Source organism: Janthinobacterium sp. JC611 (genome assembly GCF_018682595.1).
Lineage (GTDB): Bacteria > Pseudomonadota > Gammaproteobacteria > Burkholderiales > Burkholderiaceae_D > Janthinobacterium.
The window spans coordinates 178532-203474 of record NZ_JAFLJN010000001.1 but is presented as its reverse complement, the minus strand read 5'-3'; the positions used below and the strand labels follow the sequence as shown (position 1 = coordinate 203474).

The 24943-nt window shown below is 64.3% G+C and carries 24 protein-coding genes; 15 read left to right on the top strand and 9 right to left on the bottom strand.

Annotated elements, in window-relative coordinates:
- The first annotated feature begins 41 nt into the window (after window positions 1-41).
- The 8 genes from pyk (at window position 42) to J0O65_RS00860 (ending at window position 8807) form a co-directional block, all read left to right on the top strand.
- Window positions 42-1502 (top strand): pyruvate kinase, encoded by a 1461-nt coding sequence (gene pyk, locus J0O65_RS00895; RefSeq protein ID WP_215403233.1) that lies wholly within the window; start codon window positions 42-44, stop codon window positions 1500-1502.
- 78 nt (window positions 1503-1580) lie between these two features.
- A complete protein-coding gene (gene fba / locus J0O65_RS00890) occupies window positions 1581-2645 on the top strand; it encodes a class II fructose-bisphosphate aldolase (RefSeq protein ID WP_010401625.1) in 1065 nt (354 codons plus the stop codon).
- Window positions 2646-2752: 107 nt separating this feature from the next.
- Window positions 2753-3646, top strand: coding sequence for a phosphoribosylaminoimidazolesuccinocarboxamide synthase (locus J0O65_RS00885; RefSeq protein ID WP_215403231.1), 894 nt, complete (start codon window positions 2753-2755; stop codon window positions 3644-3646).
- 1 nt (window position 3647) lies between these two features.
- Window positions 3648-4145: a 5-(carboxyamino)imidazole ribonucleotide mutase gene (gene purE, locus J0O65_RS00880; protein WP_215403228.1), complete on the top strand. Its 498-nt coding sequence runs from the start codon at window positions 3648-3650 to the stop codon at window positions 4143-4145.
- A 15-nt stretch (window positions 4146-4160) separates the two neighbouring features.
- Window positions 4161-5369 (top strand): 5-(carboxyamino)imidazole ribonucleotide synthase, encoded by a 1209-nt coding sequence (locus J0O65_RS00875; protein WP_215403226.1) that lies wholly within the window; start codon window positions 4161-4163, stop codon window positions 5367-5369.
- Window positions 5366-6388 (top strand): L-threonylcarbamoyladenylate synthase, encoded by a 1023-nt coding sequence (locus J0O65_RS00870; RefSeq protein WP_215403224.1) that lies wholly within the window; start codon window positions 5366-5368, stop codon window positions 6386-6388. The genes J0O65_RS00875 and J0O65_RS00870 overlap by 4 nt, the downstream gene beginning before the upstream one ends.
- Before the next feature lie 238 nt (window positions 6389-6626).
- Window positions 6627-8021, top strand: a complete 1395-nt coding sequence (locus tag J0O65_RS00865) for an SGNH/GDSL hydrolase family protein (protein WP_215403222.1) — start codon at window positions 6627-6629, stop codon at window positions 8019-8021.
- Between the two features lie 99 nt (window positions 8022-8120).
- Window positions 8121-8807, top strand: coding sequence for an OmpW/AlkL family protein (locus tag J0O65_RS00860; protein WP_215403220.1), 687 nt, complete (start codon window positions 8121-8123; stop codon window positions 8805-8807).
- Window positions 8808-8846: 39 nt separating this feature from the next.
- Here the strand turns inward: J0O65_RS00860 and J0O65_RS00855 are convergent, their stop codons facing one another.
- The gene (locus tag J0O65_RS00855; protein WP_215403218.1) at window positions 8847-9353 is read right to left on the bottom strand and encodes a flavin reductase family protein; all 507 of its coding nucleotides are present in this window, start codon (window positions 9351-9353) and stop codon (window positions 8847-8849) included.
- Between the two features lie 177 nt (window positions 9354-9530).
- On the opposite strand from J0O65_RS00855, the gene msrA reads away from it, so the two are divergent.
- Window positions 9531-10064: a peptide-methionine (S)-S-oxide reductase MsrA gene (gene msrA / locus J0O65_RS00850; RefSeq protein WP_215403216.1), complete on the top strand. Its 534-nt coding sequence runs from the start codon at window positions 9531-9533 to the stop codon at window positions 10062-10064.
- A 16-nt stretch (window positions 10065-10080) separates the two neighbouring features.
- Here msrA and J0O65_RS00845 read toward each other — a convergent pair whose 3' ends face one another.
- Complete coding sequence (locus J0O65_RS00845; protein WP_215403213.1) at window positions 10081-11328, bottom strand: class I SAM-dependent methyltransferase; 1248 nt, start codon at window positions 11326-11328, stop codon at window positions 10081-10083.
- A gap of 127 nt (window positions 11329-11455) precedes the next feature.
- On the bottom strand, window positions 11456-12673 hold the full coding sequence (gene pdxH, locus J0O65_RS00840) for a pyridoxamine 5'-phosphate oxidase (protein WP_215403211.1): 1218 nt from the start codon (window positions 12671-12673) through the stop codon (window positions 11456-11458).
- A gap of 112 nt (window positions 12674-12785) precedes the next feature.
- Here pdxH and tcdA point away from each other — a divergent pair, with 112 nt between their 5' ends.
- The gene (tcdA, locus tag J0O65_RS00835; RefSeq protein ID WP_251373208.1) at window positions 12786-13640 is read left to right on the top strand and encodes a tRNA cyclic N6-threonylcarbamoyladenosine(37) synthase TcdA; all 855 of its coding nucleotides are present in this window, start codon (window positions 12786-12788) and stop codon (window positions 13638-13640) included.
- On the opposite strand, the gene thpR is transcribed toward tcdA, so the two are convergent.
- Entirely contained in the window at window positions 13637-14155 is a 519-nt protein-coding gene (thpR, locus tag J0O65_RS00830; protein WP_215403209.1) for an RNA 2',3'-cyclic phosphodiesterase, read from the bottom strand. The genes tcdA and thpR overlap by 4 nt on opposite strands.
- Before the next feature lie 95 nt (window positions 14156-14250).
- Here thpR and J0O65_RS00825 point away from each other — a divergent pair, with 95 nt between their 5' ends.
- Both J0O65_RS00825 and cysK read left to right on the top strand, forming a co-directional pair.
- On the top strand, window positions 14251-14715 hold the full coding sequence (locus J0O65_RS00825; RefSeq protein WP_215403188.1) for an FKBP-type peptidyl-prolyl cis-trans isomerase: 465 nt from the start codon (window positions 14251-14253) through the stop codon (window positions 14713-14715).
- A gap of 84 nt (window positions 14716-14799) precedes the next feature.
- Window positions 14800-15732, top strand: coding sequence for a cysteine synthase A (cysK, locus tag J0O65_RS00820; protein ID WP_215403186.1), 933 nt, complete (start codon window positions 14800-14802; stop codon window positions 15730-15732).
- On the opposite strand, the gene J0O65_RS00815 is transcribed toward cysK, so the two are convergent.
- Window positions 15693-16982, bottom strand: a complete 1290-nt coding sequence (locus J0O65_RS00815; protein WP_215403181.1) for an SGNH/GDSL hydrolase family protein — start codon at window positions 16980-16982, stop codon at window positions 15693-15695. The genes cysK and J0O65_RS00815 overlap by 40 nt on opposite strands.
- Window positions 16983-17081: 99 nt before the next feature.
- Here J0O65_RS00815 and J0O65_RS00810 point away from each other — a divergent pair, with 99 nt between their 5' ends.
- Window positions 17082-17987 carry a LysR family transcriptional regulator gene (locus J0O65_RS00810; RefSeq protein ID WP_215403180.1) on the top strand — a complete coding sequence of 302 codons (906 nt, stop codon included), beginning with the start codon at window positions 17082-17084 and terminating at the stop codon, window positions 17985-17987.
- A gap of 89 nt (window positions 17988-18076) precedes the next feature.
- Entirely contained in the window at window positions 18077-18478 is a 402-nt protein-coding gene (locus J0O65_RS00805) for a ribosomal maturation YjgA family protein (RefSeq protein ID WP_215403178.1), read from the top strand.
- 2 nt (window positions 18479-18480) lie between these two features.
- Here J0O65_RS00805 and J0O65_RS00800 read toward each other — a convergent pair whose 3' ends face one another.
- The 3 genes from J0O65_RS00800 to J0O65_RS00790 all read right to left on the bottom strand — a co-directional run bounded on the left by J0O65_RS00800 (window position 18481) and on the right by J0O65_RS00790 (window position 22472).
- Window positions 18481-21315: a M16 family metallopeptidase gene (locus J0O65_RS00800; RefSeq protein WP_215403176.1), complete on the bottom strand. Its 2835-nt coding sequence runs from the start codon at window positions 21313-21315 to the stop codon at window positions 18481-18483.
- Window positions 21316-21392: 77 nt separating this feature from the next.
- Entirely contained in the window at window positions 21393-21743 is a 351-nt protein-coding gene (gene traM / locus J0O65_RS00795) for a conjugal transfer transcriptional regulator TraM (RefSeq protein ID WP_215403174.1), read from the bottom strand.
- Window positions 21744-22472 carry a P-loop NTPase family protein gene (locus J0O65_RS00790; RefSeq protein ID WP_215403171.1) on the bottom strand — a complete coding sequence of 243 codons (729 nt, stop codon included), beginning with the start codon at window positions 22470-22472 and terminating at the stop codon, window positions 21744-21746.
- A gap of 213 nt (window positions 22473-22685) precedes the next feature.
- On the opposite strand from J0O65_RS00790, the gene J0O65_RS00785 reads away from it, so the two are divergent.
- The gene (locus J0O65_RS00785; protein WP_353056138.1) at window positions 22686-24458 is read left to right on the top strand and encodes a GGDEF domain-containing protein; all 1773 of its coding nucleotides are present in this window, start codon (window positions 22686-22688) and stop codon (window positions 24456-24458) included.
- Here J0O65_RS00785 and J0O65_RS00780 read toward each other — a convergent pair.
- Window positions 24448-24930 carry a CinA family protein gene (locus tag J0O65_RS00780; protein ID WP_215403167.1) on the bottom strand — a complete coding sequence of 161 codons (483 nt, stop codon included), beginning with the start codon at window positions 24928-24930 and terminating at the stop codon, window positions 24448-24450. The genes J0O65_RS00785 and J0O65_RS00780 overlap by 11 nt on opposite strands.
- Window positions 24931-24943 lie beyond the last annotated feature (13 nt).

Below are 24943 nucleotides of genomic sequence, written 5' to 3'. Positions count from 1 at the left end.
CGCCAGGTCTTGCTCACCTTCGCTCGCGCACAAGGACTCCTATGCCACGCGGTACAAAAATCGTAGCAACAATCGGCCCCGCCTCCACCGACTTCGATATCCTGGTGAAGATGATACGTGCGGGCGTCGACGTGGTGCGTTTGAATTTTTCCCACGGCAAGGCGCAAGACCATATCGACCGCGCGGCACTGGTGCGCCAGGCGGCGGCCGAGTGCGGCCGCGAAGTGGCCATCATGGCCGACATGCAAGGGCCGAAGATTCGCGTCGGCAAGTTTGAAAACACGCGCATCGAGCTCGAAGCGGGCGCGCGCTTCATCCTCGACGCCAAGTGGGGCGAAAACGGCGAACTGGGCAACCAGGAGCGGGTCGGCCTCGACTACAAGGCCTTGCCGCGCGACCTGCACAAGGGCGACGTGCTGCTGCTGAACGATGGCCTTATCGTGCTGATCGTCGAGCGCATCCACGGCAGCGAAATCCACACCACCGTCAAGATCGGCGGCGAGTTGTCGAACAACAAGGGCATCAACCGCCAGGGCGGCGGCCTGTCCGCGCCCGCGCTGACGGCCAAGGATATGGAAGATATCAAGACGGCCATGAGTTTCCAGGCCGACTATCTGGCCATTTCCTTCCCGAAATGCGCGACCGACATGGAAATGGCGCGCCAGTTGGCCAATATCGCCGGCGAGCCGTATCACCACAAGCCGATGATGATCGCCAAGATCGAGCGCGCGGAAGCCATTCCTGCGCTGCAAGAAATTCTCGACGCGTCCGACGGCATCATGGTGGCGCGCGGCGACCTGGCCGTCGAGGTGGGTAACGCGGCCGTGCCGGCCTTGCAAAAGCGCATGATCAAGATGGCGCGCGCGTCGAACAAGCTGGCCATCACGGCCACGCAGATGATGGAATCGATGATCGTCAACGCCGTGCCGACCCGCGCGGAAGTGTCCGACGTGGCCAATGCCGTTCTCGATGGCACGGACGCCGTCATGACGTCGGCCGAAACGGCCTCGGGCAAGTACCCGATCGAGACGGTGGAAATGATGGCCGCCATCTGCGTGGAAGCGGAACAGTCCGAATACAACAAGCTCGATGCCGATTTCCTTAACGTCACGTTTACCCGCATCGACCAGTCGATCGCGTATGGCGCGCTGTTCACGGCCCATCACCTGCGCGTGAAAGCCATCGTGGCGCTGACGGAATCCGGTTCCACCGCCTTGTGGATGAGCCGCCACAGTATCGACACGCCGATTTACGCGCTCACGCCCAGTGTGACGACTTTGCGCAAAGCCGCGCTGTACCGCAATGTTCGGGCGTATCATCTGATGCAGAACGCCCCCAGCGCGCAAGTGCTGAAGCAGGCGGAAGACCTGCTGGTCGAGCAGGGCATCGTCCGCAAGGGCGACATGATCGTCGTCACCTGGGGCGAGCCGATGGGCCAGGTGGGCGGTACGAATGCATTGAAAATTGTCAAAGTCGGCGATCTTGAATCCGTGCTGATTTGATGTAAAGAATTCAGGCGCCGGCGCGGCAGTTGGCCGCGCGGCGCCGCAACAGTTTCTATTGTTCTCTGGAGTATTACCATGTCTCTCGTATCCATGCGTCAACTGCTGGACCACGCCGCCGAAAACGGTTATGGCATTCCTGCTTTCAACGTCAACAACCTGGAGCAAGTGCAAGCCATCATGGCCGCCGCCGACGCCTTGAACTCGCCGGTGATCATGCAGGCGTCCGCCGGTGCGCGCAAGTACGCCGGTGAAGCGTTCCTGCGCCACCTGATCGACGCCGCCGTCGAAGCGTATCCGCACATCCCCGTCGTCATGCACCAGGATCACGGCCAGTCGCCGGCCGTCTGCATGGCCGCCATCCGCTCGGGTTTCACTTCCGTGATGATGGACGGCTCGCTGGAAGCGGACGGCAAGTCGGTCGCTTCCTACGAATACAACGTGGAAGTGTCGCGTGAAGTGGTGAAATTCTCGCACGCCATCGGCGTGACGGTGGAAGCGGAACTGGGCGTGCTCGGTTCGCTGGAAACCATGAAGGGCGACAAGGAAGACGGCCACGGCGCCGACGGCACCATGACCCGCGAGCAACTGCTGACGGACGTGGCGCAAGCGGCCGACTTCGTGCAGCGCACCCAGTGCGACGCCCTGGCGATCGCCATCGGCACCTCGCACGGCGCCTACAAGTTTACCCGCAAGCCGACGGGCGACATCCTGGCCATCGACCGCATCAAGGAAATCCACGCGCGCATCCCGAACACCCACCTGGTGATGCATGGTTCCTCGTCGGTACCGCAGGAATTGCTGGCCATCATCCGCGAATTCGGCGGCGACATGAAGGAAACCTACGGCGTGCCAGTCGAGGAAATCCAGGAAGGTATCCGTCACGGCGTGCGCAAGATCAACATCGACACCGACATCCGCCTGGCGATGACGGCCGCGATCCGCAAATACCTGTTCGAGAATCCGTCGAAATTCGACCCGCGCGACTTCCTGAAGCCAGCCCGTACCGCCGCCGAGCAAATCGTGCGCGCGCGCATGCAAGCCTTCGGCTGCGAAGGCCAGGCGTCGAAGATCAAGGTCATCACGATGGAAAAAATGGCCGAGCGTTACAAGGCCGGCGAGCTGTCGCAAATTGTGAAGTAAAATTCTGTCTGGAACGGGCCGGAAGCCGTATCTCCGTGCCCGATTTTCTCGACCGGCGGGCGCTTTCCCTGCCTGCCGGTTTCGTTTCATCCAACTATTCCCCCGCTATGAACAGCCTCTATCAGACTTCCATCCACTCCCTGCCATTGCTGGGCCACGGCAAGGTCCGCGACAACTACGCCGTTGGCGACGACAAGATCCTGATCGTCACCACGGACCGCCTGTCGGCCTTCGATGTCGTCATGAACGAGCCTATCCCCGGCAAGGGCAAGGTGCTCAACCAGATGAGCGACTTCTGGTTCGAGAAACTGGGCCACATCGTGCCGAACCACCTGACCGGCGTGGCGCCGGAATCCGTGGTGGCGCCCGAGGAAGTCGAGCAAGTCAAGGGCCGCGCCGTCGTGGCCAAGCGCTTGAAACCGATCATGGTCGAGGCGGTCGTGCGCGGCTACATCATCGGTTCGGGCTGGAAAGATTATCAGGACACGGGCAGCATCTGCGGCATCAAGCTGCCAGCCGGCCTGCAACAGGCGGAAAAACTGCCGGAGCCGATCTTCACCCCGGCGGCCAAGGCCGAGCTGGGCGAGCATGATGAAAACATCAGCTTTGCTGAAATGGAACAGCGCATCGGCGCCGACCTTGCCGCCAAGATGCGCGACGTCGCCATTGCCCTGTACAAGACGGCCGCCGAATATGCGGCCACGCGCGGCATCATCATCGCCGACACCAAGTTCGAATTCGGCCTGGACGACCATGGCGTGATGCACCTGATGGATGAAGTGCTGACGGCCGACTCGTCGCGCTTCTGGCCCGCCGATTCCTACCAGCCAGGCATCTCGCCGCCGTCGTTCGACAAGCAATTCGTGCGCGACTACCTGGAAACGCTGACCTGGGGCAAGACCGCACCGGCGCCCGCGCTGCCGGCCGACGTCATCGAAAAAACCCAGGCCAAGTACTTCGAAGCCATCGAACGCCTGACGGGCGAGAAGCTGAAGGCCTGAGATGACTGAGCACAATAAGCCGCTGGTCGGCGTCATCATGGGTTCGTCCTCGGACTGGGACGTGATGCAGAATGCGGTTGCCATCCTGAAACAGTTTGGCGTGCCGTACGAAGCGCAAGTCATTTCCGCGCACCGCATGCCCGACGAGATGTATGCGTACGCGAAAAGCGCGCGCGCGCGCGGCTTGCGCGCCATCATCGCCGGCGCCGGCGGCGCGGCCCACCTGCCTGGCATGGTGGCGGCGATGACCATCGTGCCCGTGCTGGGCGTGCCCGTGCCGTCGAAATACCTGCGCGGCGAGGATTCCATGCTGTCCATCCTGCAAATGCCCAAGGGCGTGCCGGTAGCCACCTTCGCCATCGGCGAAGCGGGCGCGGCGAATGCGGCGCTGACGGCGGTGGCGATGCTTGCCGCCAACGACGACGCCCTGGCCGACAAGCTCGAAGCCTTCCGCGCCACGCAAACGGCCGCCGCCAAGGCCATGGTCTTGCCTGAATAATGTGTTTGAAAAATAATGAATAGTAAATCGACTTTCCCATTGCTGCCCGCCGCCAACCCACCGGCGTGGCTGGGCGTGATGGGCGGCGGCCAGCTCGGCCGCATGTTTGCCCAGGCCGCCCAGAGCATGGGCTACCAGGTGGCAGTTCTTGAACCTGTGCTGGAGCCGGCCGCCACTTGCCCCGCGGGGCAGGTGGCGCAGCGCCTTGTGAATGCCGGCTACAGCGATGCGGCCGGCCTCGACGCGCTGGCGGCGCAATGCCTGGCCGTCACCACGGAATTCGAGAATGTGCCGGCCGACAGCCTGTCGCGCCTGGCCGAACGCGTGTTTGTCGCCCCCAACGCCCACGGCGTATCGGTGGCGCAGGACCGCATCGCGGAAAAGCGTTTCTTTGTCGACTGTGCCAGCAAATCCGGCGTGCTGCCGGCGCCGCATAGGGTGATCGCCACGCAAGACGATATCGACGGCATTGCCGACGACTTGCTGCCGGGTATCTTGAAAACCGTGCGCATGGGCTATGACGGCAAGGGCCAGTTCCGCGTGCGTACGCGCGACGAGGTGCGTGCCGCGTTCGCGGAAATGGGACAGGTAACTTGCCTGTTGGAAAAAATGCTGCCGCTGGCGTATGAAGTGTCCGTGCTGACGGCGCGCGGCGTGGATGGCGCATCGGTCGTGTATCCGATCGCCGAAAACGTGCACCGCGACGGCGTCTTGTTTACCACCACGGTACCGGGCCCGAACGTGTCGGACGACTGCGCCGCCAGGGCGCAGCGGGCGGCGCAAGCCATGGTCGCCGAACTCGGCTATGTCGGCGTGTTGTGCATCGAATTTTTCGTGCTGGAAGATGGCAGCCTGGTGGTCAACGAGATGGCGCCGCGTCCGCACAACAGCGGCCATTACACGATGGATGCCTGCGTCACCAGCCAGTTCGCACAGCAGGTACGGGCCATGGCGCGTCTGCCGCTGGGCGACGTGCGCCAGCATTCGCCGGCCGTGATGCTCAACATCCTCGGTGACGCCTGGTTTGCCGACGACGGCGATGTTGCCAGCGAACCGGCGTGGGACCAGGTGCTGGCGCTGCCAGGCGCGTGCCTGCACCTGTATGGCAAGGATGATCCGCGCCGTGGCCGCAAGATGGGCCACCTGACCTTCATCGCGGCAACGTTGCCGCAGGCGCAGCAGCGCTTGCGCGACGCTTGCCTGATCCTGGGAATCGCGCCGTGAGCGTGCCCGCACACGACCTGGCGGCGGCCGCCGCCGTGCTGGAAGCGGGCGGCCTCGTCGCTTTCCCGACAGAAACGGTGTACGGCCTGGGCGCCGATGCGGAAAACCCGGCCGCCGTGGCGCGCATCTACGAAGCCAAGGGCCGTCCCTCGGACCACCCCGTGATCGTGCACGTGGCGCCCGGCGCCGACCTGGCGCACTGGTCCGACGATATCCCGCCCGAAGCGCGGCAGCTGGTGGCCGCCTTCTGGCCCGGTCCGCTGACCCTGATCGTCAGGCGCGCCGTGCATATTCCCGACGCCGTGTCCGGCGGCCAGGACACGGTGGGCTTGCGCTGCCCGTCGCATCCGATGGCTATCGAACTGCTACGCACCTTCAAGGGCGGCAAGGGCGGCCTGGCGGCGCCGTCGGCGAACAAATTCGGCAATGTCAGCCCCACCACGGCGCAGCACGTGCGCGATGAATTCGCGACGGAACTGGACAGCGGCTTGCTGGGCCTGGTTCTCGATGGCGGGCAGAGCGACGTCGGCATCGAGTCGACCATCGTCGACCTGTCGCGCCTGGCCACGCATGGTCCCGTGCTGTTGCGTCCCGGCCATATCAGCAGCGAGCAGATCGCCGCCGTCATCGGTCGCGCACCGGCCGTGGCGGACGCGGCCGCGCCGCGCGCCTCGGGCACGCTGGAATCGCATTACGCACCGCACACGCCTGTTGCGATGCAGCACAGCGACGACGTGCGCGCCACCTTGAACCGCCTGCTCAACGACGGGCGCCGCGTGGCCCTGATTCACTATTCGGACCTGCCGCCGGCCAGCGCCAGCGTACGCCTGGCGGCCAGCCCGGAAAATTACGCACATGCGCTGTATGCCTCGCTGCGCACGATGGACCAGGTCGGCGCCGAGCTGATCCTCGTCGAAGCGCCGCCCACCGGCCCCGCGTGGCTGGGCGTCAACGATCGTTTGCGGCGTGCCGCCTTCGGCTCAAGTGGTATCTTGCAGCAATTTCTGTCCGCATCATAAAAGCCCCGCAAGGGGCTTTTTCTTGATGCAGCGCAATAGAGATGCTTGCCACGAAACATCTTATATCCTCCATAATTCAGCGGATCGCCCGGTCGTGACGGGGCGCTGGTGGTGTTGTTATTTCGTTGATTTTTAAAACATATTTTCTATACAAGCCTGAGGAACGATGGCATATTAGTTGGGTAGCGAATAGCACGCCCGTTCGTTTAGAAACCAGAAAAAAGACCGAGGAGACAAAATGCATCAAACCAAATTCGCGCTGGCCGTGCTGGCTGCGGCTGTCCTGGCAGGTTGCGGCGGCGCCAGTGGCGGTGATCAAACCTTGAAAGTCAAATACACGGCGCAGGTGTCGTTCGGCGACAGCCTGTCCGATGTCGGTTCGTATGCCGTGGGCACGGTGGCGGCGAAAGGTGGCGGCAAGTTCACCATCAATGGCGACAATACCAAGATCAATCCTGAACTGACGGGCAAGAACTGGACCGAACACCTGGCCGCGCAATTCGGCCTGGCCGCGCCATGCGCCGCCGAAACGGGCCTGGAAGGCAATGCGGCGAAAGGCTTGTCCGTGCCGCGCGTCAAGCATGCCGGCTGCTACGGCTACGCCATGGGCGGCTCGCGCGTGACCAATCCGGTTGGCCCGAACAACCAGGCGACGGGCAGCGAACTGGGCGCCCTGACCGTGCCCGTGGTGACGCAGATCGCCAATCACCTGGCCGCATCTGGCGGCAAGTTCAGCGGCACGGAAGCCGTCTTCGTGATGGCCGGCGGTAATGACGTGCTGTATCAGCTGGGTGCATTGCAGGCGGGGGCGACGGCTGCTGGCAAGGCTGCCGGCGCGACCGCTGGCGCGCAGGCTTTCGCCACCAATCTGACCATGGCCCTGGCGGCCGGCGCCACCAATCCTGCCACGGCAGCAGCAGCCATCGGCGCCGCCATCAAGACGGCCAGCGCGGCGCCTGGCGCCACATCGACATCGATCGTGCAGGCCGCTATCCCGGTCGCTGCCACTCAGCAGGGTAATTCCGCAGTGGGTAGCCCTGCCGTGTATGGCCCGCTGGTCGCCAAGGCGCAAGCCGATGCGACGGTGACGGGCAATGCCGCCGGCGCCAAAGCCGGTGCCGATTACGCTGCGGCCCAGGGGCCGTTGCTGGTTGCTGCGATGAAACAAGCGGGCACCGAACTGGTGGCGCTGGTGAAGGAGCAGATCATCGCCAAGGGCGCCAACTATGTCATCGTCAACAACCTGCCGGACGTGGCCGGTACGCCATCGGGCTTGAGCAAGGATGCCAACACCAAGGCCCTGATCAATGCCATGGTCGGTGCCTTCAATGGCGAACTGAGCACCGGCTTGAACGGCAACGCGAAAGTCTTGCTGGTCGACGTGTTTGCCGTCAGCCATGACCAGGGCGTCAATCCTGGCCCGTATGGCTTGACCAACGTCAGCGAGACGGCATGCGACCTGAGCGCGCCGGGCAATATCCTGGGCAGCTCGCTGGTGTGCAATGGCTCGAACCTGAAAGCGGGCGACGTCAGCCACTACTCGTATGCCGACGATGTGCACCCTACGCCGTTCAACAACCTGTTGCTGGCCCGTTATGTGGCCAAGGACATGGTCGTGCGGGGCTGGCTGTAAGCAATGGCCGCGCCGGCTGCGTCCCCGGGACGTGGCTGGCGCCGGCAGCGACAGGACTCGAAAGCGGAACATTCCGCATATATTGAATCAGGAGACAAGATGAAGAATCGTTTGAATACCGCTGTACGCGTGCTGGCCGCGGCCGCCGCGATGGCCATGGCGACGGGCGCTTCGGCGCAAAGCGCAGGCACCTGGATGGCCAAGGTCGGCGTCAACAAGATCACGCCGCACGTGGACAGCGGCGACATTTCCGCGCCAGCATTGCCGGGCACCAAGGCCGACGTCAAGTCCGATACCAAGCCCATCCTGACCTTTGCCTACATGATCACGGACAATATTTCCGCTGAAATGATTTTGGGCGTGCCGTACAAGCATGACCTGATGGGCGACGGTGCCATCAAGGGCACGGGCAAGCTGGGGACGGCGGAAGCCCTGCCGCCGACGGCCTTCATCCAGTACCGTTTCTTCCAGCCCAATGCGATGATCCGCCCTTACGTGGGCGCGGGCCTCACGTATGCCTATTTCCAGAAGGAAAAAGGCTCGGGCCAGATGACGGCCTTGCTGGATCCGGGTGGATCGCCCGTCACCTACCGCCTGGACAACAAGCTGGCAGGCAGCCTGGTGGTCGGCAGCACCCTGGCCTTCAAGGAGCGCTGGTTTGCCGACGTGGCCGTGGTCAAGACGTTCCTGAAAACCAAGGCGAAATTCTCGACGGGGCAGACGCAGGACATCAAGCTCGACCCGCTCGCCGTGAGTGTCAGCATCGGGTATAAATTCACCCTGTAAAACAAAAAATCCGCCTCGGCGGATTTTTTTTCGTCCAGCTCAGGCTGGCGGTGTATTGAACTTTCCATTGTGGAAGATCAAGGGCGGCTGCGCGGCAAACGCGCATTGTTCCACTTCGCCCACGAAAATCACGTGGTCGCCTTCCGGATAGCGGCTGCGGTTGTGGCATTCGAACCAGGCCGACGCGCCTTTCAGGATGGGCTGGCCCGTGCGCGACAACTCGTATTCGACGTCGTCGAAGGGATTGGGCGTGCGGCGTGAAAAGCGTGTCGCCAGTTCCGCCTGGTCGGCGCCCAGCACATTGATGACGTAATGCGAGTTGCCGCTGAAGATGGGCATGCTGTTCGCCACGGAACCGAGGCTCCACAACACCAGCGGCGGCGACAGCGAGACGGAATTGAAGGAACTGGCCGTCAAGCCGCGGAAACTGCCGTCGGCCAGGCGCGTCGTAATCACCGTCACGCCGGTGGCGAACTGCGACAGTGCCTTGCGGAAATGGGTGGTATCGAATTCTTGCGCTGGCGCGCGGGGAGAGCGTGTGTTCATGGGTGACCTGTCTATTTGCTGACATTATGCCAAAAATCGGCCGCGCCAGCGCAATCGTGGCCGGCATGCCCCTTATGTGCGGTGCACCACGCGCCGTTTCAAGCGGCGCTGCAGGCCGGGGCGCTTTACGTTACAGTGATGAAATGATACGTCGCAGAGGCGTTGCGGGAGGACATCATGAATCAACAGACGGAAGTGGCGGTATTGGGCGGTGGCTGTTTCTGGTGCCTCGCTGCCGTGTACGCGCAAGTGCGTGGCGTGACGCGCGTCGAGTCCGGCTACATGGGTGGCAGCGTGCCCGATCCCACATATGAACAGGTATGCGCGGGCGAGACGGGCCACGCGGAAGTGGTGCGCCTGGAATTCGATCCCGCCATCATCGCTTACCACGACTTGCTGGAAATCTTTTTTACCTTGCACGACCCCACCACCCTGAATCGCCAGGGAAATGATGTCGGCACGCAATTCCGCTCCGTCATCTATTACCAGTCGACCGGGCAGGAAAGCGTGGCGCGCAAGGTACTGGCCGAGATGGCCGGCGTGTGGGATGCGCCCATCGTCACGCAGCTGGCGCCGGCCACCACCTTTTATCCGGCCGAGGATTACCACCAGAATTATGTCGAGCAGCATCCCTTGCAGGGCTATTGCGCCCTGGTCGTCGTGCCCAAGGTGGAGAAGTTCCGCGCCATGTATGCGGGCCGCCTGAAGTGAAGGCCGTGCGCGCCAGTCATGGCGTGCACACGGCCGCCGGCCTTGTCTCCTGCGTATTCTCCTGCGCATACATGTAGTTGCGCGACCACGGCAGGGTGGAAGAGCGCCGGCCCGCCTTCACGCAGACGATCTGGTACAGGCTGATCAGATCTTGCTCGAAGGCATAGGCGCAGCCGGCCAGGTAGACGTGCCAGATGCGGAAGCGCCGTTCGCCTGCCAGCGGGCGGATCTGCTCGGCATGGGCTTCGAAATTTTCCGTCCACAGGGCACAGGTGCGCGCATAGTGGCGGCGCAGGTTTTCCACGTCCAGCACTTCCAGCCCCCCCTGCTGCATGGTTTTCAGCACATTGCCGACGTGCGCCAGCTCGCCGTGGGGAAACACATATTTTTCGATGAATTCGCCGCCGCCATATGGCGTTTCGCCATTCTCCGGGTCGGTCGAGGTGATGCCGTGGTTCATCGCCATGCCGTCCGGCGCCAGCAGCTTGTTGATGATGGCAAAGTAGTCGGGCAAATGTTTCAATCCCACGTGCTCGAACATGCCCACGCTGGTGATGCGGTCGAACTGGCCCGTGACGTCGCGGTAGTCTTGCAGGCGGATATCGATCAGGTGCGCCAGGCCGGCCGCCGCCACGCGCTCGCGCGCCAGCGCGTACTGGTTTTCCGACAGGGTCACGCCCACGCAGCGGGCGCCATATTGCTGTGCGGCACGCATGACGAGCGCGCCCCAGCCGCAGCCGATGTCGAGCAGGGTCTGGCCCGGCTGCAGTTGGATTTTCTTCAGGATATGGTCGATCTTCTTGACTTGCGCCTGCGCCAGGGTTTCATCGCCGTGCTCGAAATAGGCGCAGGAATACACGAGGGCGGGGTCGAGAAACTGTTCATAAAACGCGTTCGACACGTCGTAGTGGTAGCGGATGGCTTCGGCATCCTTGCTCTTGTCGTGCGTAAAGCTGCGCACGATGCGTGCCAGCTTGCCTTCCGGCTTCAAGGTGGTGCGCGCCAGGGCATTGCAGATGGAAATCATGTCCATCGCCGTGCCCTTGACCTCGATATTGCCTTCCACATAGGCCGAGCCCAGGTTGGCCAGCGACGGGTTCAGCAGGTAGCGCGCCGAGGCGACGGTCGGCAGGCGGATGGTGACCCTGGGCGCTTCGCTGGACAGGTCGACATGCTGGCCGTTCCACAATTCTATGCGCAGCGGCAAGGCGGTCTTGCTGCGGATGCCGGCGATCCAGGATTTGAGTTGGTTTTGTACAAACAAAATGGCCTCCAATGCAGCGACCCCAGCTGGGGTCGCAAATTGAGAAACAATGTCATTTAGTAACTTCTACCCTCATAGCCTACACCTATATTGTCCAGCTTGCTTTGCGCGGCCTTGGCTATCCTGATTATGGTTGCAAGCGCTGCATGTTCCATTGCCCATCAGCATCGCGCGTAAACACGATGCGGTCGTGGAAGCGCGAACGGCGCCCCTGCCAGAATTCGATGCGTTCCGGCTGCAAGCGGTAGCCGCCCCAGTGGGCCGGGCGCGGCGGCTGCGCGTCGCCGACGGCAGCGGCCACGGCCTCGTAATTGCTTTCCAGCGCGGCACGGTTGGCGATGGGGGCGCTTTGCTGCGAAGCAATTGCCGACAGCCGGCTTTGCAGGGGCCGCACATTGAAATATTCGTCGCTCTCGGCCGCCGTGGTTTTTACCACCGTGCCTTCGATGCGCACTTGCCGCTCCAGTTCGCGCCAGAAGAACAGCAGGGCGGCGTGCGGGTTGTGCTCGAGCTGCTGGCCCTTGTCGCTGTGGTAATTCGTGTACCAGGTAAAGCCGCGCTCGTCGAACTGCTTGATCAGCACGATGCGCGAGCTGGGCTTGCCGTCGGGACTGACGGTGGACAAGCTCATGGCGTTCGGCTCGCTGACCTGGGCCTTGAGCGCTTCGTCGAACCATTTTTCAAATTGCGCAATCGGGTCGCGCTGCACGTCTTCCTCCGACAAGAGCTTTTGCACATAGTCGACGCGCATGGCGGCCAGGGTGGCGGCATCGTGCACGGGGACGGCGGAAGCGGCTGCGGCGGCTTCTTCCGGCGCGATGCCGCGGCGGCGCTGCATGGCTGTGCCCAGTTGCGCCATCTGCTGCGCGCTGAACAGGCGCTTGGCCATGGGCGCCAGCTGGCCCTCTTCCTTGCTCATGTGGGCCTGGTAGGCGGCGACATAGTCGCGCACGCCATCGGCGGACAGCTGCGTGCCCGTGCCGGCCGCGATGGCGTCCAGTGCCGGGCGCAAGGTCAGCCAGGCCTGGTCCATGCGCTGGTGGTCGGCCAGGATTTCCGGCACCAGGGTGACCAGCAGGGCGGCATCGTCGCCCGTGGCGGTCGTTTGCAGCATGGGCATCAAGTCCTGCTCTTCATCGTCATGGTGCAAATGGGCGGCTTTATTGAAATATTGCAGCACCGCCTTGGCCGCCTGCTGCGCGTCCGCCGTGTTGCCGTGCTGGGCCAGGTGGCCCAGCAGGTTTTGCAGGGTCGTCAGTTGCTTGCGGATCTTGTCATGGCAATGCTTGAGCACGGCGATGGGCTGGTCAAAGCCGGGAACGGAGTCGAACAGGGGAGAGGTCATGGCGAGTTCTCGTGGTGGACGGTGTGGGGGCGCGGCGACATTGCGGCTTGTCGCTGTGTCAATTCGGCTATTTTAGAATATCCGCCAGCGCAGTGTCCGTTAAAATGGCGCCATGCATACCTCCACCAATGAACTTATTTCCATGGACTTGACCGAGATCGATTTTGAGCGGCGTTTCGGCGGCATTGCCCGCCTGTACGGCGCGCCCGCGTTGGCGCGCTTCCGCGCCGCCCATGTGTGTGTGATCGGCGTGGGCGGCGTTGGTTCCTGGATCGTCGAAGCGCTGGCGCGCAGCGCCATCGGCCGCCTGACCCTGATCGACCTCGATAATGTTGCCGAATCGAACATTAATCGCCAGATCCAGGCCATGAGCGACACCATCGGCAAGGCCAAGATCACGGCCCTGGCCGAACGCATCGAATTGATCAACCCGTTTTGCCAGGTCACGCAGATCGAGGACTTCATTGCCCCCGATAACCTCGATCAATTGCTGGGCGGGCGCGATTTCGACTATCTGGTCGACGCCATCGACAACGCCAAGGCCAAGGCGGCCGTGATCGCGTATTGCCGGGCGCGCAATGTGCCGATGCTGACCATCGGCAGCGCGGGCGGGCAGACGGACCCGACCCTGATCGCCGTGCGCGACTTGTCGAAAACGGAACAGGAACCGCTGCTCAAGCGCGTACGCAAACTGTTGCGCACCGAATATGGTTTCCCTCGTGGCATCAAAAACAAATTCAATGTCGACGCCGTGTTTTCCATGGAACCGTTGAGCACGCCGGAAAGCGCGGAAGCGTGCGCCATCGATGGCACGGCCGCCGGCGTCACGGGCTTGAATTGCGCCGGCTTCGGTTCCAGCGTGGTGGTGACGGCCAGCTTCGGCATGGTGGCCGCCGCGCATGCGCTGAAAAGCTTGCGCCAGGACACAGTTGCCGCAGTGCCAGTGCCAGTACCGGACGCCGCCTAGATCAGCTTCCTGCTGACCAGGATGCGGTAGTCGCCGCTGCTTTTCAGCGATTCGACCAGCACCAGTTCGTCCGCCTGCCAGGCGACGGGCGCGAAGTCCTGCACGGCGGGCGGCGGCGCCTGGCGCGCCAGGGTCACGTGCGGCGTGAAGCGGTCGTGCTCGAAGCGGGGCGCCAGGCCCTGTTGGGCCAGCGCCTGCATGCAGGTCGCGCGCAAGGCGAGCAGGGCGGGCGAGGATTGCGCCAGGGCGGCCCAGGTCAGCGCCTGCTGCGCAAAGTGGCCGGCGTGATCGAACAGCAGGGGCATGGCGCGCGCCGGTAATTGTTCCAGGAGGTCGCGCAGGGCCGGCAGCTCGCTGGCCGGGCGCTGGCCCAGGAAGGCCAGGGTCAGGTGCAGCTTGTCGGCGCGCACGGGTTTGCCGTCCAGGCGCGCCTGCCAGGCGGCCAGGGCCGCGCGCGTGGCCGCATCGGGCCACAGGGCGTAAAAGAGACGGGGGCAATGTGTGTCGGGCGACAAGTTTTTCCTATCGTTGCGGCGGTTTGCTATGATTGGCGTTCCCTGCCGGTTGGCTGGCGCAGGGATCTCACCGAAACTCAATGAAAGAATACATCATGACGCGTAGCTCCGTTTTGTTTGCCCTGATTTGCTCCGTCGCCGCGTCGCTGGCGCAGGCACAGGCGCCAGCGCCTGTTCCCGCCTCCGCCGTCTCGCTGAGCCCCGGCCCCGTCGCCGATAAATTGATCCTGATCGACAACAAGGTCGGCACGGGCAAGGAAGCGACCGCCGGCAGCAACGTCACCGTGCACTACACGGGCTGGTTGTACCGTCCGCTGGCGAAAGATTCGCGCGGCAAGAAGTTCGACAGCTCCGTGGGCCGTGGCCCGTTTGACTTCCCGCTTGGCAAGGGCATGGTCATCAAGGGCTGGGACCAGGGTGTGGCCGGCATGAAAGTGGGCGGCAAGCGCACCCTGATCATTCCAGGCGAACTGGCGTATGGTCCGCGCGGCGCCGGCAATGGCGACATTCCGCCGAACTCGGCACTGATCTTCGACGTGGAATTGCTGGACGTGAAGTAATTGTTCAGTTTGGCGGCGGCGCATGCTCGCGCCGCCGCTAAAAGCGGTAGACTGGGGTTTCTTGAAATAGCGGAGCTTCCTTCCATGAACATCGCCAACGACGTCACTGAACTGGTCGGCAACACCCCCCTGGTGCGCATCAACCGCATCGCTGCCGGCTGTAATGCCACCATCCTGGCCAAACTCGAATTCTACAATCCGGCGCACAGCGTCAAGGACCGCATCGGCCTGTCCATGATCGTCGCGGCCGAAGCGGCAGGCAAGATCCATCCCGATACCGTTATCGTAGAACCCACCAGCGGCAACACGGGCATCGCGCTGGCCATGGTCTGCGCCGCGCGCGGCTACCGCTGCACCCTCGTCATGCCCGACACCATGAGCCGCGAGCGGCGCATCCTGCTGCGCGCCTACGGCGCCGAGCTGGTGCTCACGCCGGGCAGCGAAGGCATGCTGGGCGCCATCCGCAAGGCCGAGGAAATGGTCGCGGCCGACCCGCGCTATTTGATGCTGCAGCAATTCAACAATCCCGCCAATCCCGCCATCCACCGCGCCACGACGGCCGAGGAAATCTGGCGCGACACGGACGGGCAAGTGGACATCGTCGTGGCCGGCGTGGGCACGGGCGGCACGATCACGGGCGTCGGCGAAGTGCTGAAGGAACGCAAGCCCGGCGTGCAAGTGATCGCCGTGGAACCGGAAGCGTCGCCGATGTTGTCGAAAGGCACGAAAGGACCGCACCCGATCCAGGGCATCGGCGCCGGTTTCGTGCCGCAGATTTTGAACACGGCCATCTACGACGAAATCATTTGCGTCAAGAACGATGACGCGTTCGCCACGGCACGCCTGGCCGCCAGCGATGAAGGCTTGTTGGTCGGCATCTCGTCGGGCGCCGCCCTGTGGGCCGCCCTGCAAGTGGCGCGCCGTCCGGAAAACGCGGGCAAGACCATCGTCACCATCATCCCGTCGTTTGGCGAGCGCTACTTGAGCACGGCCTTGTACGCAGGGCTGGGCGACTGATGCAATAGCAGCTGCAGGGCTATCCCTTCCGCCAGCGCCCGGTTGCCCGCGTCACCCGGGTGCAGGTGGTCGCCCGAGTCGTAGGCGGGCAGCAGGCGCTGCGGATGGGCCGGGTCGCGCGCCCACGCATCGAAGTCGAGCACGGCGTCGAACGTGCCGCTGGCGCGTATCCATGCATTGAGTCGCTGGCGCAGCGCATCCTTGTCAAGCTGGTAATAGTCGCTCAGCGGCGTGCCGGACAGGGCGCCTGCGAACGGCGTCAGCGTGGCGCCGACCACGCGCACGCCGCGGCGGCGGGCCTGGGCGACCAGCCGGGCGTAGCCGCTGCTCAGTTCCTCCAATGTCGGCCTTGGCGCCCGTGGCGCAAACGCCGTGCCGGGCCAGCTGATGTCATTGATCCCCAACAAAACGACGACCGTGCGCACGCCCGGCTGCGCCAGCACGTCGCGCTCGAAGCGCGCCAGGGCGTTCTCGCCCATGCCGTCGGACAACAGGCGTGCGCCGGAAATGCCCGCATTGATCACGGCCACGCCCTGCGGCGCCAGGCGTTCCGCCAGCACGTCGGGCCAGCGCGCATCCTTGCCCAGGCTGGCGCTGGCGCCATCGGTGATGGAATCGCCGAGGATGGCCACGGCTTGCGCCCCCGGCACCGCTTCCACCTCGATGGCACTGAGTAAAAGACGCGCCGTGGTGGTCTGCACGCCGGACGCCTCATCGATGCGCGCGACCCGCGTCTGGTCCTGCGGGGCGATCCACGCCGTCTCGCGGCCATCCCAGTGAAACGTGGAAGTCGGGCTGGCTTGCGGCAGGTGGAGGCTCACCGTCAGGCGCGCCAGGTCCGGCACGGACAGCTCGACGGGGTCGCTGACCAGGGGCGCGCCCGGCGCCACGCTGGCCGAGGGCTGGCCGGCAAACGTCAGCGTGCGCAGGCTGCCCGCTTCGATGGCCGAACCGGAAGCGGCCAGGGCCACGGTGGCCGCGCCGATGCGCAGCGGCACCTTGCCGTAGGCGTTCGACAGCACGATGCGCACGCGCGGGCCGCCCACGCTGAGGCGCGCCACCTGGCGCACTGTCTGCGCTTGCAGCACGGCGGGTACGTTGGATGGGAAGAGGAAGTCGCTGCCCCACACGGCTTGCGGACTGGCCATCCAGCTGGCCAGCCAGGCGGTCGCTGTATCGGCGGCCTGGACCGGGCTGGCGCCGAGTGCCAGGCTCAGCAGGGCGGCGGGGAGGAGGGATAATCGTTGCATGGCGGCTCGCTTCATCAAGGGGAATGTGCGCATGATGAAAGCAAAGCCATTTATGCACTAGACTATCTCATCGAAGAACATTTATGAGTTGAATTCACAATGGCCAGACTGGATGTCAACCGCTCCGGCGAGCTGGAGGTGTTTGTGCGTGTGGTCGAGCTGGGCGGTTTTTCCGCCGCCGCGCGCGTTTGCCGCATGACGCCGTCGGCCGTCAGCAAGCTCGTCTCGCGGCTGGAAGAGCGCCTGGGCGCGCGCCTGCTGAACCGCTCCACGCGCCAGTTGCAGCTGACGGCCGAAGGCTGCGGCCTGTATGAGCGGGGACGGCACGTGCTGGAAGCCCTGGACGAGGCCGAGCGTTGCGCGGGTGTGCAGGATGTGCCGCGCGGCAAAATACGGGTGAATGCGAACGTGCCGTTCGGCCAGCATTTCTTGTTGCCGCTGGCGCCACTGTTTCTCGAACGCTATCCGCAGGTGACGCTCGACATCGTGCTCACGGATGCCGTGGTCGATATCCTCGGGCAGCGCACGGACGTGGCCGTGCGGGCCGGACCCCTGAAAAGTTCCAGCCTGCTGGCGCGCAAGCTGGGCCAGACGCGCATGGCGATCGTCGCGTCGCCATCCTACCTGGCGCGGCGCGGCAGGCCGCTGGCGCCCGCCGAGCTGGCAGCGCACAATCTGCTCGACGCCAATTACGCGCGCGCCCGCTCCGGCTGGCCGCTGCGCCTGCCCGAGGGGGACGTCGTCGTGCCGGTCACGGGCAATGCGCAGGCCAGCGATGGCGAAGCCTTGCGGCAACTGGCGCTGGCGGGGCTGGGACTGGCGCGCCTGGCCGCCTTCCAGGTGCGCGCCGATATCGCGGCCGGCCGTTTGCTGGCCGTGCTGGAAGAATACAATCCCGGCGACAGCGAGGAAGTGCATGCCGTCTTTGTGGGGCAGGGCGGGCATGTGCCGCTGCGCGTGCGCGTCTTGCTCGACTTCCTGGCGCAGCACGTCGACTTGACTTGATGCGATAGGCTGCAGGCGGACGCGGCCGCGCAGTACAATATCGGACGGGCCGCAATGGTTCGGCCCGTATCGTGCCTTTGAATGGAAATATGTTCCTGGTAAAACCTGAACGCCGCCGCCTGCTGCAGGTGGGCGCAACCGTGGCTGTCATCGCGCTGGGCCTGGCCTCGCGCGCCTTTCCCCAATTCGTCCCCGCCGCGCTCGGCAAATATCCGGGCGACGCCCTGTGGGCCATGATGATCTTCTTTGCGCTGGGCATCATCGCCACGCGCATGCGCACGTGGCAGCTGGCGCTGACGGCCTTGCTGATCTGCTTTGCCGTGGAATTCGGCCAGCTGATCCAGGCGCCGTGGCTCGTCGCGCTGCGCGCGCATCCGCTGGGCCACCTGGCGCTGGGCTCCGCCTTCGGCTGGGTCGACCTGATCGCCTACACGGCCGGCGTGGCCGTGGCGGCGATCATCGACAAGCTGGCGCTGTTCAAGCGCCGCTAGTCTTATTTCACGTTACCCTCCGCGTCGCGCAATTCCACGGGCGCCAGCTTCAGCTTCGACAATTGCGGGGCGATCTTCGCCTTGTCGCCCACGCCGATGACGATCAGCTGTTCCGGCTGCAGGTATTTTTTCGCCACCTGCTGCACCTGCTTGTCCGTCACGCTGGCAAAACGCTGCGGCAAGGTCGTGTAATAGTCGAGACCCAGGCCGTAGATATACGCGTTCGCCATGCTGGCGCTGATGCTGGCGTTCGTCTCGAACTGGCCCGGCAAGGACAGCACTTGCGAATTGCGCGCATTCGCCAACTCCTTGCCGCTCAAGGGCTTGGCGATCATGGCGCGCAGTTCCTTGAAGGTTTCCGACACGGCCGGGCCCGTCACATCGGTGCGCACGCCTGCCGCAATCGAGAACGGTCCAGGCTGGCTGCGGTACTGGAATTGCGAGCGCACGCCATAGGTATACCCCTTTTCTTCGCGCAAGTTGGTGTTCAGGCGGCTGGTAAACAAGCCCCCCAGCGCCGCGTTCATCACTTGCAGCTGCGCGTAATCGGGCGTGGCGCGCGGCACGGCGATGGCGGACAGGCGCACGGCCGTTTGCGGCGCGCCGGGCTTGTCGACCAAAATCAGTTTTGCCTTCGTCGTCTGCGGTGCGGCGGCCACGGCCGGCGCCACCGCGCCCGCCTTCCAGCTGCCGAACTTCGCTTCGGCCAGCGCCCTCAATTCCGCTTCGCCGATATCGCCCGAGACGATCAGCGCCGCATTGTTGGGCAGGTAATGCTGCTGCCAGAACGCTTGCAGGTCGGCACGGCTGGCCGCTTTCAGGGCCGCTTCCGTGCCCAGCTGGATATAGCCGTACGGATGTTGCGGGCCATACAGGGCCGCCGCTTCCACGCGGGCCGCCACCGCGCCCGCGTTTTCGCGCTGCTGCGCCAGCTGGCCGAGGCGGCTGGCGCGCTGGCGTTCCACCTCTTCTTGCGGGAATTGTGGGTGCAGCACCACGTCGGCCAGCACGTCGAGCGCTTGCGGGAACGTGGCTTTGAGCGACGTCAGCTGGGCGAACGAGGCATCCGTGCCGGAACCGGTGCTCAGCAGGGCGCCCAGCTGCGCCACGTCATCGGCGATCTGCGGCGCGCTGCGCGTGACAGTGCCTTCCTGCAGCAATTGCGCCGTAAAGCTCGACAAGCCCGGCTGCGCCGGCGGATTGGCTCCCGAACCGCTTTTTACCACCAGCTGGCTGGAAACGAGGGGCACGGCCCCGTTGTAGTGGTGGATCACGGTCAGGCCGTTCGCCAGGGTGAACGATTTTCCTTGCGGCAACACGATCTTCGGCGCGGGACCGGCCTTGGGCACGGCATTGCGCCATGGATCGTCCGCATTGATGGCCGTGCCAGGCGCAGGCTTGACCTTGCCCGGCGCCGGCGTCGGCACTTCCGGACCCAGGTCCGGCGTGCCCGGCACGCCGTAGACGACGACGCGCGACTGGTTCTTCAGGTAGGTGTCCACGGCGCGCTGCACGCCGGCCGCCGTCACCTGGCGGTAGCGCTCGATATCCTTGGCCAGGTAGCCGGGGTCGCCTACGTACTGGTTGTATTCGTTGAGCAAGTTGGCCACGCCGCGCCCGCCCATTTTTTCCACCTGGCTCAGCATGGTGGTTTCGATGCTGTTGCGCGCCCGTTCCAGTTCCTTCTCGGTGGGGCCCTTGGCGCGCAATTGCTCCAGCTCCGCCTGCAGGGCTTGCTCGATTTCCTCGGGCTGGTGGCCCGGGCGCGCCGTCGCGTCGATGGTGAAGATGGAAGTGAGGGCGTTGGAACCCTGGCTGGCGCCCACGTCCTGGGCGATCTGCTTGTCGTACACGAGGGATTTGTACAGGCGGCTGGACTTGCCGCCGGCCAGGATGTGCGCGGCCATCGACAGTTCCGCGTCATCCGTGGTGTAGGCGGACGGCGTCAGCCAGGCCATGAAGACGCGCGGCAACTCGACCCTGTCCTGCACCACGATGCGGCGTTCCTGCGTGATGGGCGGCGTCACGACGTCGGGTTTCGGCACGGCCGGGCCGCTCTTGAAGCTGCCGAAGTATTTGTTGACCAGTTCCTTGGTCTTCGCCTTGTCGATGTCGCCAGCGATCACCAGGCTGGCATTGTTGGGGCCATAGTATTTGCTAAAAAATTCCTTGATGTCGGCCAGTTTCGCGTTCTGGATATCCGCGTGCGAACCGATGACGCTGGCGTAATACGGATGGGTCTTTGGAAACAGCTGATGGTACAGGGCTTCCTGCACGATGCCGTACGGCGCGTTTTCCACGCTCTGGCGGCGTTCGTTGCGCACCACGTCCTGCTGGTTCGTCAGCGCCGTCTGGTCGAGCACGTCCAGCAGGTAGCCCATGCGGTCGGAATGCGTCCACAGGGCCAGTTCCAGCTGGTTCGACGGCACCGTGTCGAAATAATTGGTGCGGTCGAAATCCGTGCTGCCGTTCGAATCGGTGGCGCCCGCGCCTTCGAGCAACTGGTCGGCCATGCCGCGCGGCACGTGCTTGGTGGCGGCAAACATCATGTGCTCGAACAAATGCGCAAAGCCCGTCAGGCCCGGCGCTTCATTCGCGGGACCCACGTGGTACCAGATATTGACGGCCGTGACGGGCAATTTATGGTCTTCCACGAGAATGACGTCCAGGCCGTTCGGCAAGGTGTATTTTTCGTAGGCGATCTGCGGCACGGATGTCGCGCCCAAGGGAGCCAGCGTGGCGGCCTTGGCCGCATCGGCGGCGTGGGCCAGGCTCAAGGGGGCGCCGTACAGCGACAGCAGCAGGGCGGGGAGGGCCAGCAGTTTGATCGGTTTCATGCATGCTTCCAGGGTAGGTGGAGAAGACGCTGCGGCTCGCTCGTGGCTGGCGCAGCGCGACGGTGCTACGGTCGGTGCTACAGTTTATACAGCAGGGCCGCGCCGCCCAGCACCAGCAGCGCGCAGGCGATGGAGACGATGGCGGCAGCGCCCAGCAAACGCCATTCGCGCGGCGTGAAGCCGGCGGTGGGCGCCGCCTTGTCGGCAAGGCTGGCCAGGGACGCTGGCGGCAGCTCAGGCAAGCCGCCCGCCGCGCGCGCCTGCGCCGCCAGCGCCTGCGTGGCGGCGTCCAGCAGGGCCAGCTGGCGCTCGACGGTTTCAGCCAGCACGGCTTCGTTCAGCGCCACGAGGGCGAATATCGGGTCGTCGACGTCGACCTTGATGCCCGTCTTGTCGAACACGTGGCTGCGCAGTGTGTGCCGGTCCATCTACCACTGCACCTTGTCGAGCTGTTCGAAGATGTCGCGGTAGACGACCTTGATGCGCTGCTTTTCCATGATGTTGAACTTGTCGTTCTGCAGCACTTCCTGCATCGTCAGGCGCGCCGTGTTCATTTTCTTGACGTCCGCGCCGAAGGTGTCGGGATTGCGCTGGCTCAAGGTGATGCTGCCTTTCACGCGCGCGCGGTTGTCGCCGTACGACTGCGATTCGACGAATTGCTTGCCGGACGCCGATTGCAGCAGGCCGAAATGTTCGTTTTGCCACAGCACCAGCGGCACTTTCGTCGCTTGGGCCGTGGCGACAAAGCCCGTGGCCGTGTCGTGCAGGGTGTCGCCGCCGCCGACGATGGTGTGGATGTACACCTTGCGGCCCGATTCTTCCAGCAGGGAAAAACAGTCGTTTTCCAGCAGATAGCCCATCAGCGGCGAAAACGTGTTCGCGCCATTGTCGACCACGCAGTTGCCGTCCGTCTCGAGGATGTCGATCATCAGCGCGTCGAAGCGTTTCGGGTCGATGTTGCGCGCATCCGTCATCACGGGCACGTGCTTGACCTGCATCGCCTTGTAGCGCGAGAACGTGGCGTTTTCCTGATCGGTGTCATAGCAGCGCAAAGGCGTGTCGTCCTTGCCGCCTATCCACTGGGCCAGCAGGGTCGAGACGAGGGTCTTGCCGATGCCGCCCTTGCCCTGCAGGATGAAATGTACCGTGTTTTGCATTGCGACTACTCCAAGTTGTTGCGTCAGTGACAATCAAAGATCCGTGACGGCGGCGCTGGCGCCGGGCCAGGCCACGACTGGCATTTTTACCACATTCCTTTGCAAATATGCCATGCGGAACAGCGAATCTGGTTATGATGTTAATCAGGATACCATTGATGCAGAGCAAGTTTTGTGTGAAAAATTCCGCCCCAGAGTGTGAACGAGGACGCAGTGCCGATCTCCAGTCTCGATAAAGCCGACATTGACCGTCTGAATCAGCAAGCCCTGTCTTGCCTGGTCGGCAACCGCCGCCAGGCGCGCCGGCTGGCGCAGATGGCGCTGGCGGCGGCGCAACGGCAGCAGTATGCGCGCGGCGGCGCGTATGCGGAACTCAATCATTGCTGGCTGGCGTATTACGCGGGCGAGGCCGAACCGTCGTGCGAGCGCCTGGGCGCATATTTCCAGCACAGCGGCGACCTGGAAGGGGGCATGGAAGTGGCCGCCCTGCAAGGCGCGTATGCGAGCCGGCGCGGCGATTTTGCCGATGCCGAGCAGCATTTCCTGCAGGCGCGCAGCCAGGCCGCGCAGATCCCCGACTCGCTGCACAAGTTCATGCTGTATGCGCGCCTGGGCGTCGATGCCCTGAACCGCGGCGACACCCAGGACGGTCCGCGCAATTTCCTGCTGGCGCTCGACATCGCCGAGCGCTTCGGCAGCCCCGCGCACCGCGTCAACAGCCTGTCGAACCTGGCGTCGTCGCAGCATGACCTGGGCAACGATGAAGACGCCATTCCCCTGCTGGTCGAGGCGCTCGACATCATCGGCACGCAAAAGCTCAAGTACCAGCAAACCATCGTCTCGGCCAACCTGGCCATGTGTCTGCTGGCCACGGGCAAGCCGGCCGAGGCGCTGGCGCTGGTGGAACCGTTTTACGAATGGCCGGAAGAAGACCTGGCCGTGCGCGCCTTCCTGTTCTGCATCGCCGCCCACGCCGCCATCCTGCTGCGCCAGCCCGAGAGCGCCTTGCAACTGCTGTTGCGGGCCGAAGACTATGCGCGCCGCGGCCAGGACCTGGAAGAGCAGATGCATGCGTGGCTGGTGCGCGGCAAGCTGGACCTGCACGCAGGCCAGACGGCGCAGGCGCTGGCGTCCCTGACGCAGGCGCACAGCCTGCTGAGCTGGACGCGCAACCCGTTTCACCAGCAGCAGATTTTGCGGGGCCTGGCCGACATCAATGCCCAGCTGGGCGAATGGCAGGCCGCGTATGGTTTCCTGCAGCAATACCAGGCCGCCTACGAGGCCAGCAGCAAGTCGGCGCGCGCCTCGCGCAGCCTGATGCGCAACCTGGAAAAGGAAATGCACAGCCTGAAAGCCGAGCGCGACAAGGCGCTGGAACTGCAGGCGGCGCGCGAGACGGAAAACGCCAAGCTCGAGCACCTGAACCGCGAACTGGCGCACCAGATATTGCACGTCAACTCGCTGCAGGACAGCCTGAAGGAACAGGCCATGCGCGACCACCTGACGGGCTTGTACAACCGCCGCCATTTTGAAACTTGCCTTAATGCTATCCTGCACGAGGCCGATGCGGATGCGCCCGTGGCCATCGCCATCATCGACCTGGATTTCTTCAAGCGCGTCAACGATACCTACGGGCATAATTTTGGCGATGAAGTGCTGATCCAGTTCGCGCGCCTGGTGGAGGGCCAGTTGCGCGGCAGCGACATGCTGTGCCGCTACGGCGGCGAGGAATTCTGCCTGCTGTTGCGCGAAGCCGACAGCGTCGTCGCGGCGCACAAGATCGACGATATCGCCGCGCGCTACCGCCAGCTGCTGATCCGGCAGGCGCCGCACAGCTTGTCCGGCTGCACCTTTTCCGCCGGCATCGCCGAATACCCGCGCCACGGCGCCGGCCGCCACGAGTTGCTGATGCGCGCCGACAGCGCCCTGTACGCGGCCAAGCAGGCGGGCCGCGACCGCGCCTGCATCGCCGACGCTACTGGATGAAACGCAGCAATTCGCGCAGGGCGTGCGCCACGGCCTGTTCGCGCACGGCCTGGCGATCGCCGGCGAATACCCGGCGCTGCGTCTGCACGCGCCCGTCCATGGCCCAGCCGAAGCAGACGGTGCCGACGGGCTTGCCTGGCACGCCGCCCGCGGGCCCGGCGATGCCCGTGGTCGACACGGCCACCTGGGCTGCGCTGTGGGCCAGGGCGCCTTGCGCCATGGCGGCGGCCACTTCCTCGCTGACGGCGCCGTGTGCGGCGATCAGCTCGGCGGGCACGCCCAGCATGCCGGTCTTGGCGCCATTGGAATAGGTGACGAAGCCCCGTTCGAACCAGGCGCTCGAGCCTGCAATGTCGGTGACGGCCTGCGCCACGCCGCCGCCCGTGCACGATTCAGCCGTGGCCAGCAGCAGGCCTTTCGCCTGCAAGGCCAGGCCGAGCGCGGTGGAGAGGGGGACGAGTTCGTTGCTCATGGATGACTCCTGC

Bases quoted from the DNA above. Each gene is read 5' to 3' on its own strand.
- pyk (WP_215403233.1), top strand. From the start codon at position 42: ATGCCACGCGGTACAAAAATCGTAGCAACAATCGGCCCCGCCTCCACC.
- fba (WP_010401625.1), top strand. From the start codon at position 1,581: ATGTCTCTCGTATCCATGCGTCAACTGCTGGACCACGCCGCCGAAAAC.
- J0O65_RS00885 (WP_215403231.1), top strand. From the start codon at position 2,753: ATGAACAGCCTCTATCAGACTTCCATCCACTCCCTGCCATTGCTGGGC.
- purE (WP_215403228.1), top strand. From the start codon at position 3,648: ATGACTGAGCACAATAAGCCGCTGGTCGGCGTCATCATGGGTTCGTCC.
- J0O65_RS00875 (WP_215403226.1), top strand. From the start codon at position 4,161: ATGAATAGTAAATCGACTTTCCCATTGCTGCCCGCCGCCAACCCACCG.
- J0O65_RS00865 (WP_215403222.1), top strand. From the start codon at position 6,627: ATGCATCAAACCAAATTCGCGCTGGCCGTGCTGGCTGCGGCTGTCCTG.
- J0O65_RS00860 (WP_215403220.1), top strand. From the start codon at position 8,121: ATGAAGAATCGTTTGAATACCGCTGTACGCGTGCTGGCCGCGGCCGCC.
- J0O65_RS00855 (WP_215403218.1), bottom strand. From the start codon at position 9,353: ATGAACACACGCTCTCCCCGCGCGCCAGCGCAAGAATTCGATACCACC.
- msrA (WP_215403216.1), top strand. From the start codon at position 9,531: ATGAATCAACAGACGGAAGTGGCGGTATTGGGCGGTGGCTGTTTCTGG.
- pdxH (WP_215403211.1), bottom strand. From the start codon at position 12,673: ATGACCTCTCCCCTGTTCGACTCCGTTCCCGGCTTTGACCAGCCCATC.
- tcdA (WP_251373208.1), top strand. From the start codon at position 12,786: ATGCATACCTCCACCAATGAACTTATTTCCATGGACTTGACCGAGATC.
- J0O65_RS00825 (WP_215403188.1), top strand. From the start codon at position 14,251: ATGACGCGTAGCTCCGTTTTGTTTGCCCTGATTTGCTCCGTCGCCGCG.
- cysK (WP_215403186.1), top strand. From the start codon at position 14,800: ATGAACATCGCCAACGACGTCACTGAACTGGTCGGCAACACCCCCCTG.
- J0O65_RS00815 (WP_215403181.1), bottom strand. From the start codon at position 16,982: ATGCAACGATTATCCCTCCTCCCCGCCGCCCTGCTGAGCCTGGCACTC.
- J0O65_RS00810 (WP_215403180.1), top strand. From the start codon at position 17,082: ATGGCCAGACTGGATGTCAACCGCTCCGGCGAGCTGGAGGTGTTTGTG.
- J0O65_RS00805 (WP_215403178.1), top strand. From the start codon at position 18,077: ATGTTCCTGGTAAAACCTGAACGCCGCCGCCTGCTGCAGGTGGGCGCA.
- J0O65_RS00800 (WP_215403176.1), bottom strand. From the start codon at position 21,315: ATGAAACCGATCAAACTGCTGGCCCTCCCCGCCCTGCTGCTGTCGCTG.
- traM (WP_215403174.1), bottom strand. From the start codon at position 21,743: ATGGACCGGCACACACTGCGCAGCCACGTGTTCGACAAGACGGGCATC.
- J0O65_RS00790 (WP_215403171.1), bottom strand. From the start codon at position 22,472: ATGCAAAACACGGTACATTTCATCCTGCAGGGCAAGGGCGGCATCGGC.
- J0O65_RS00780 (WP_215403167.1), bottom strand. From the start codon at position 24,930: ATGAGCAACGAACTCGTCCCCCTCTCCACCGCGCTCGGCCTGGCCTTG.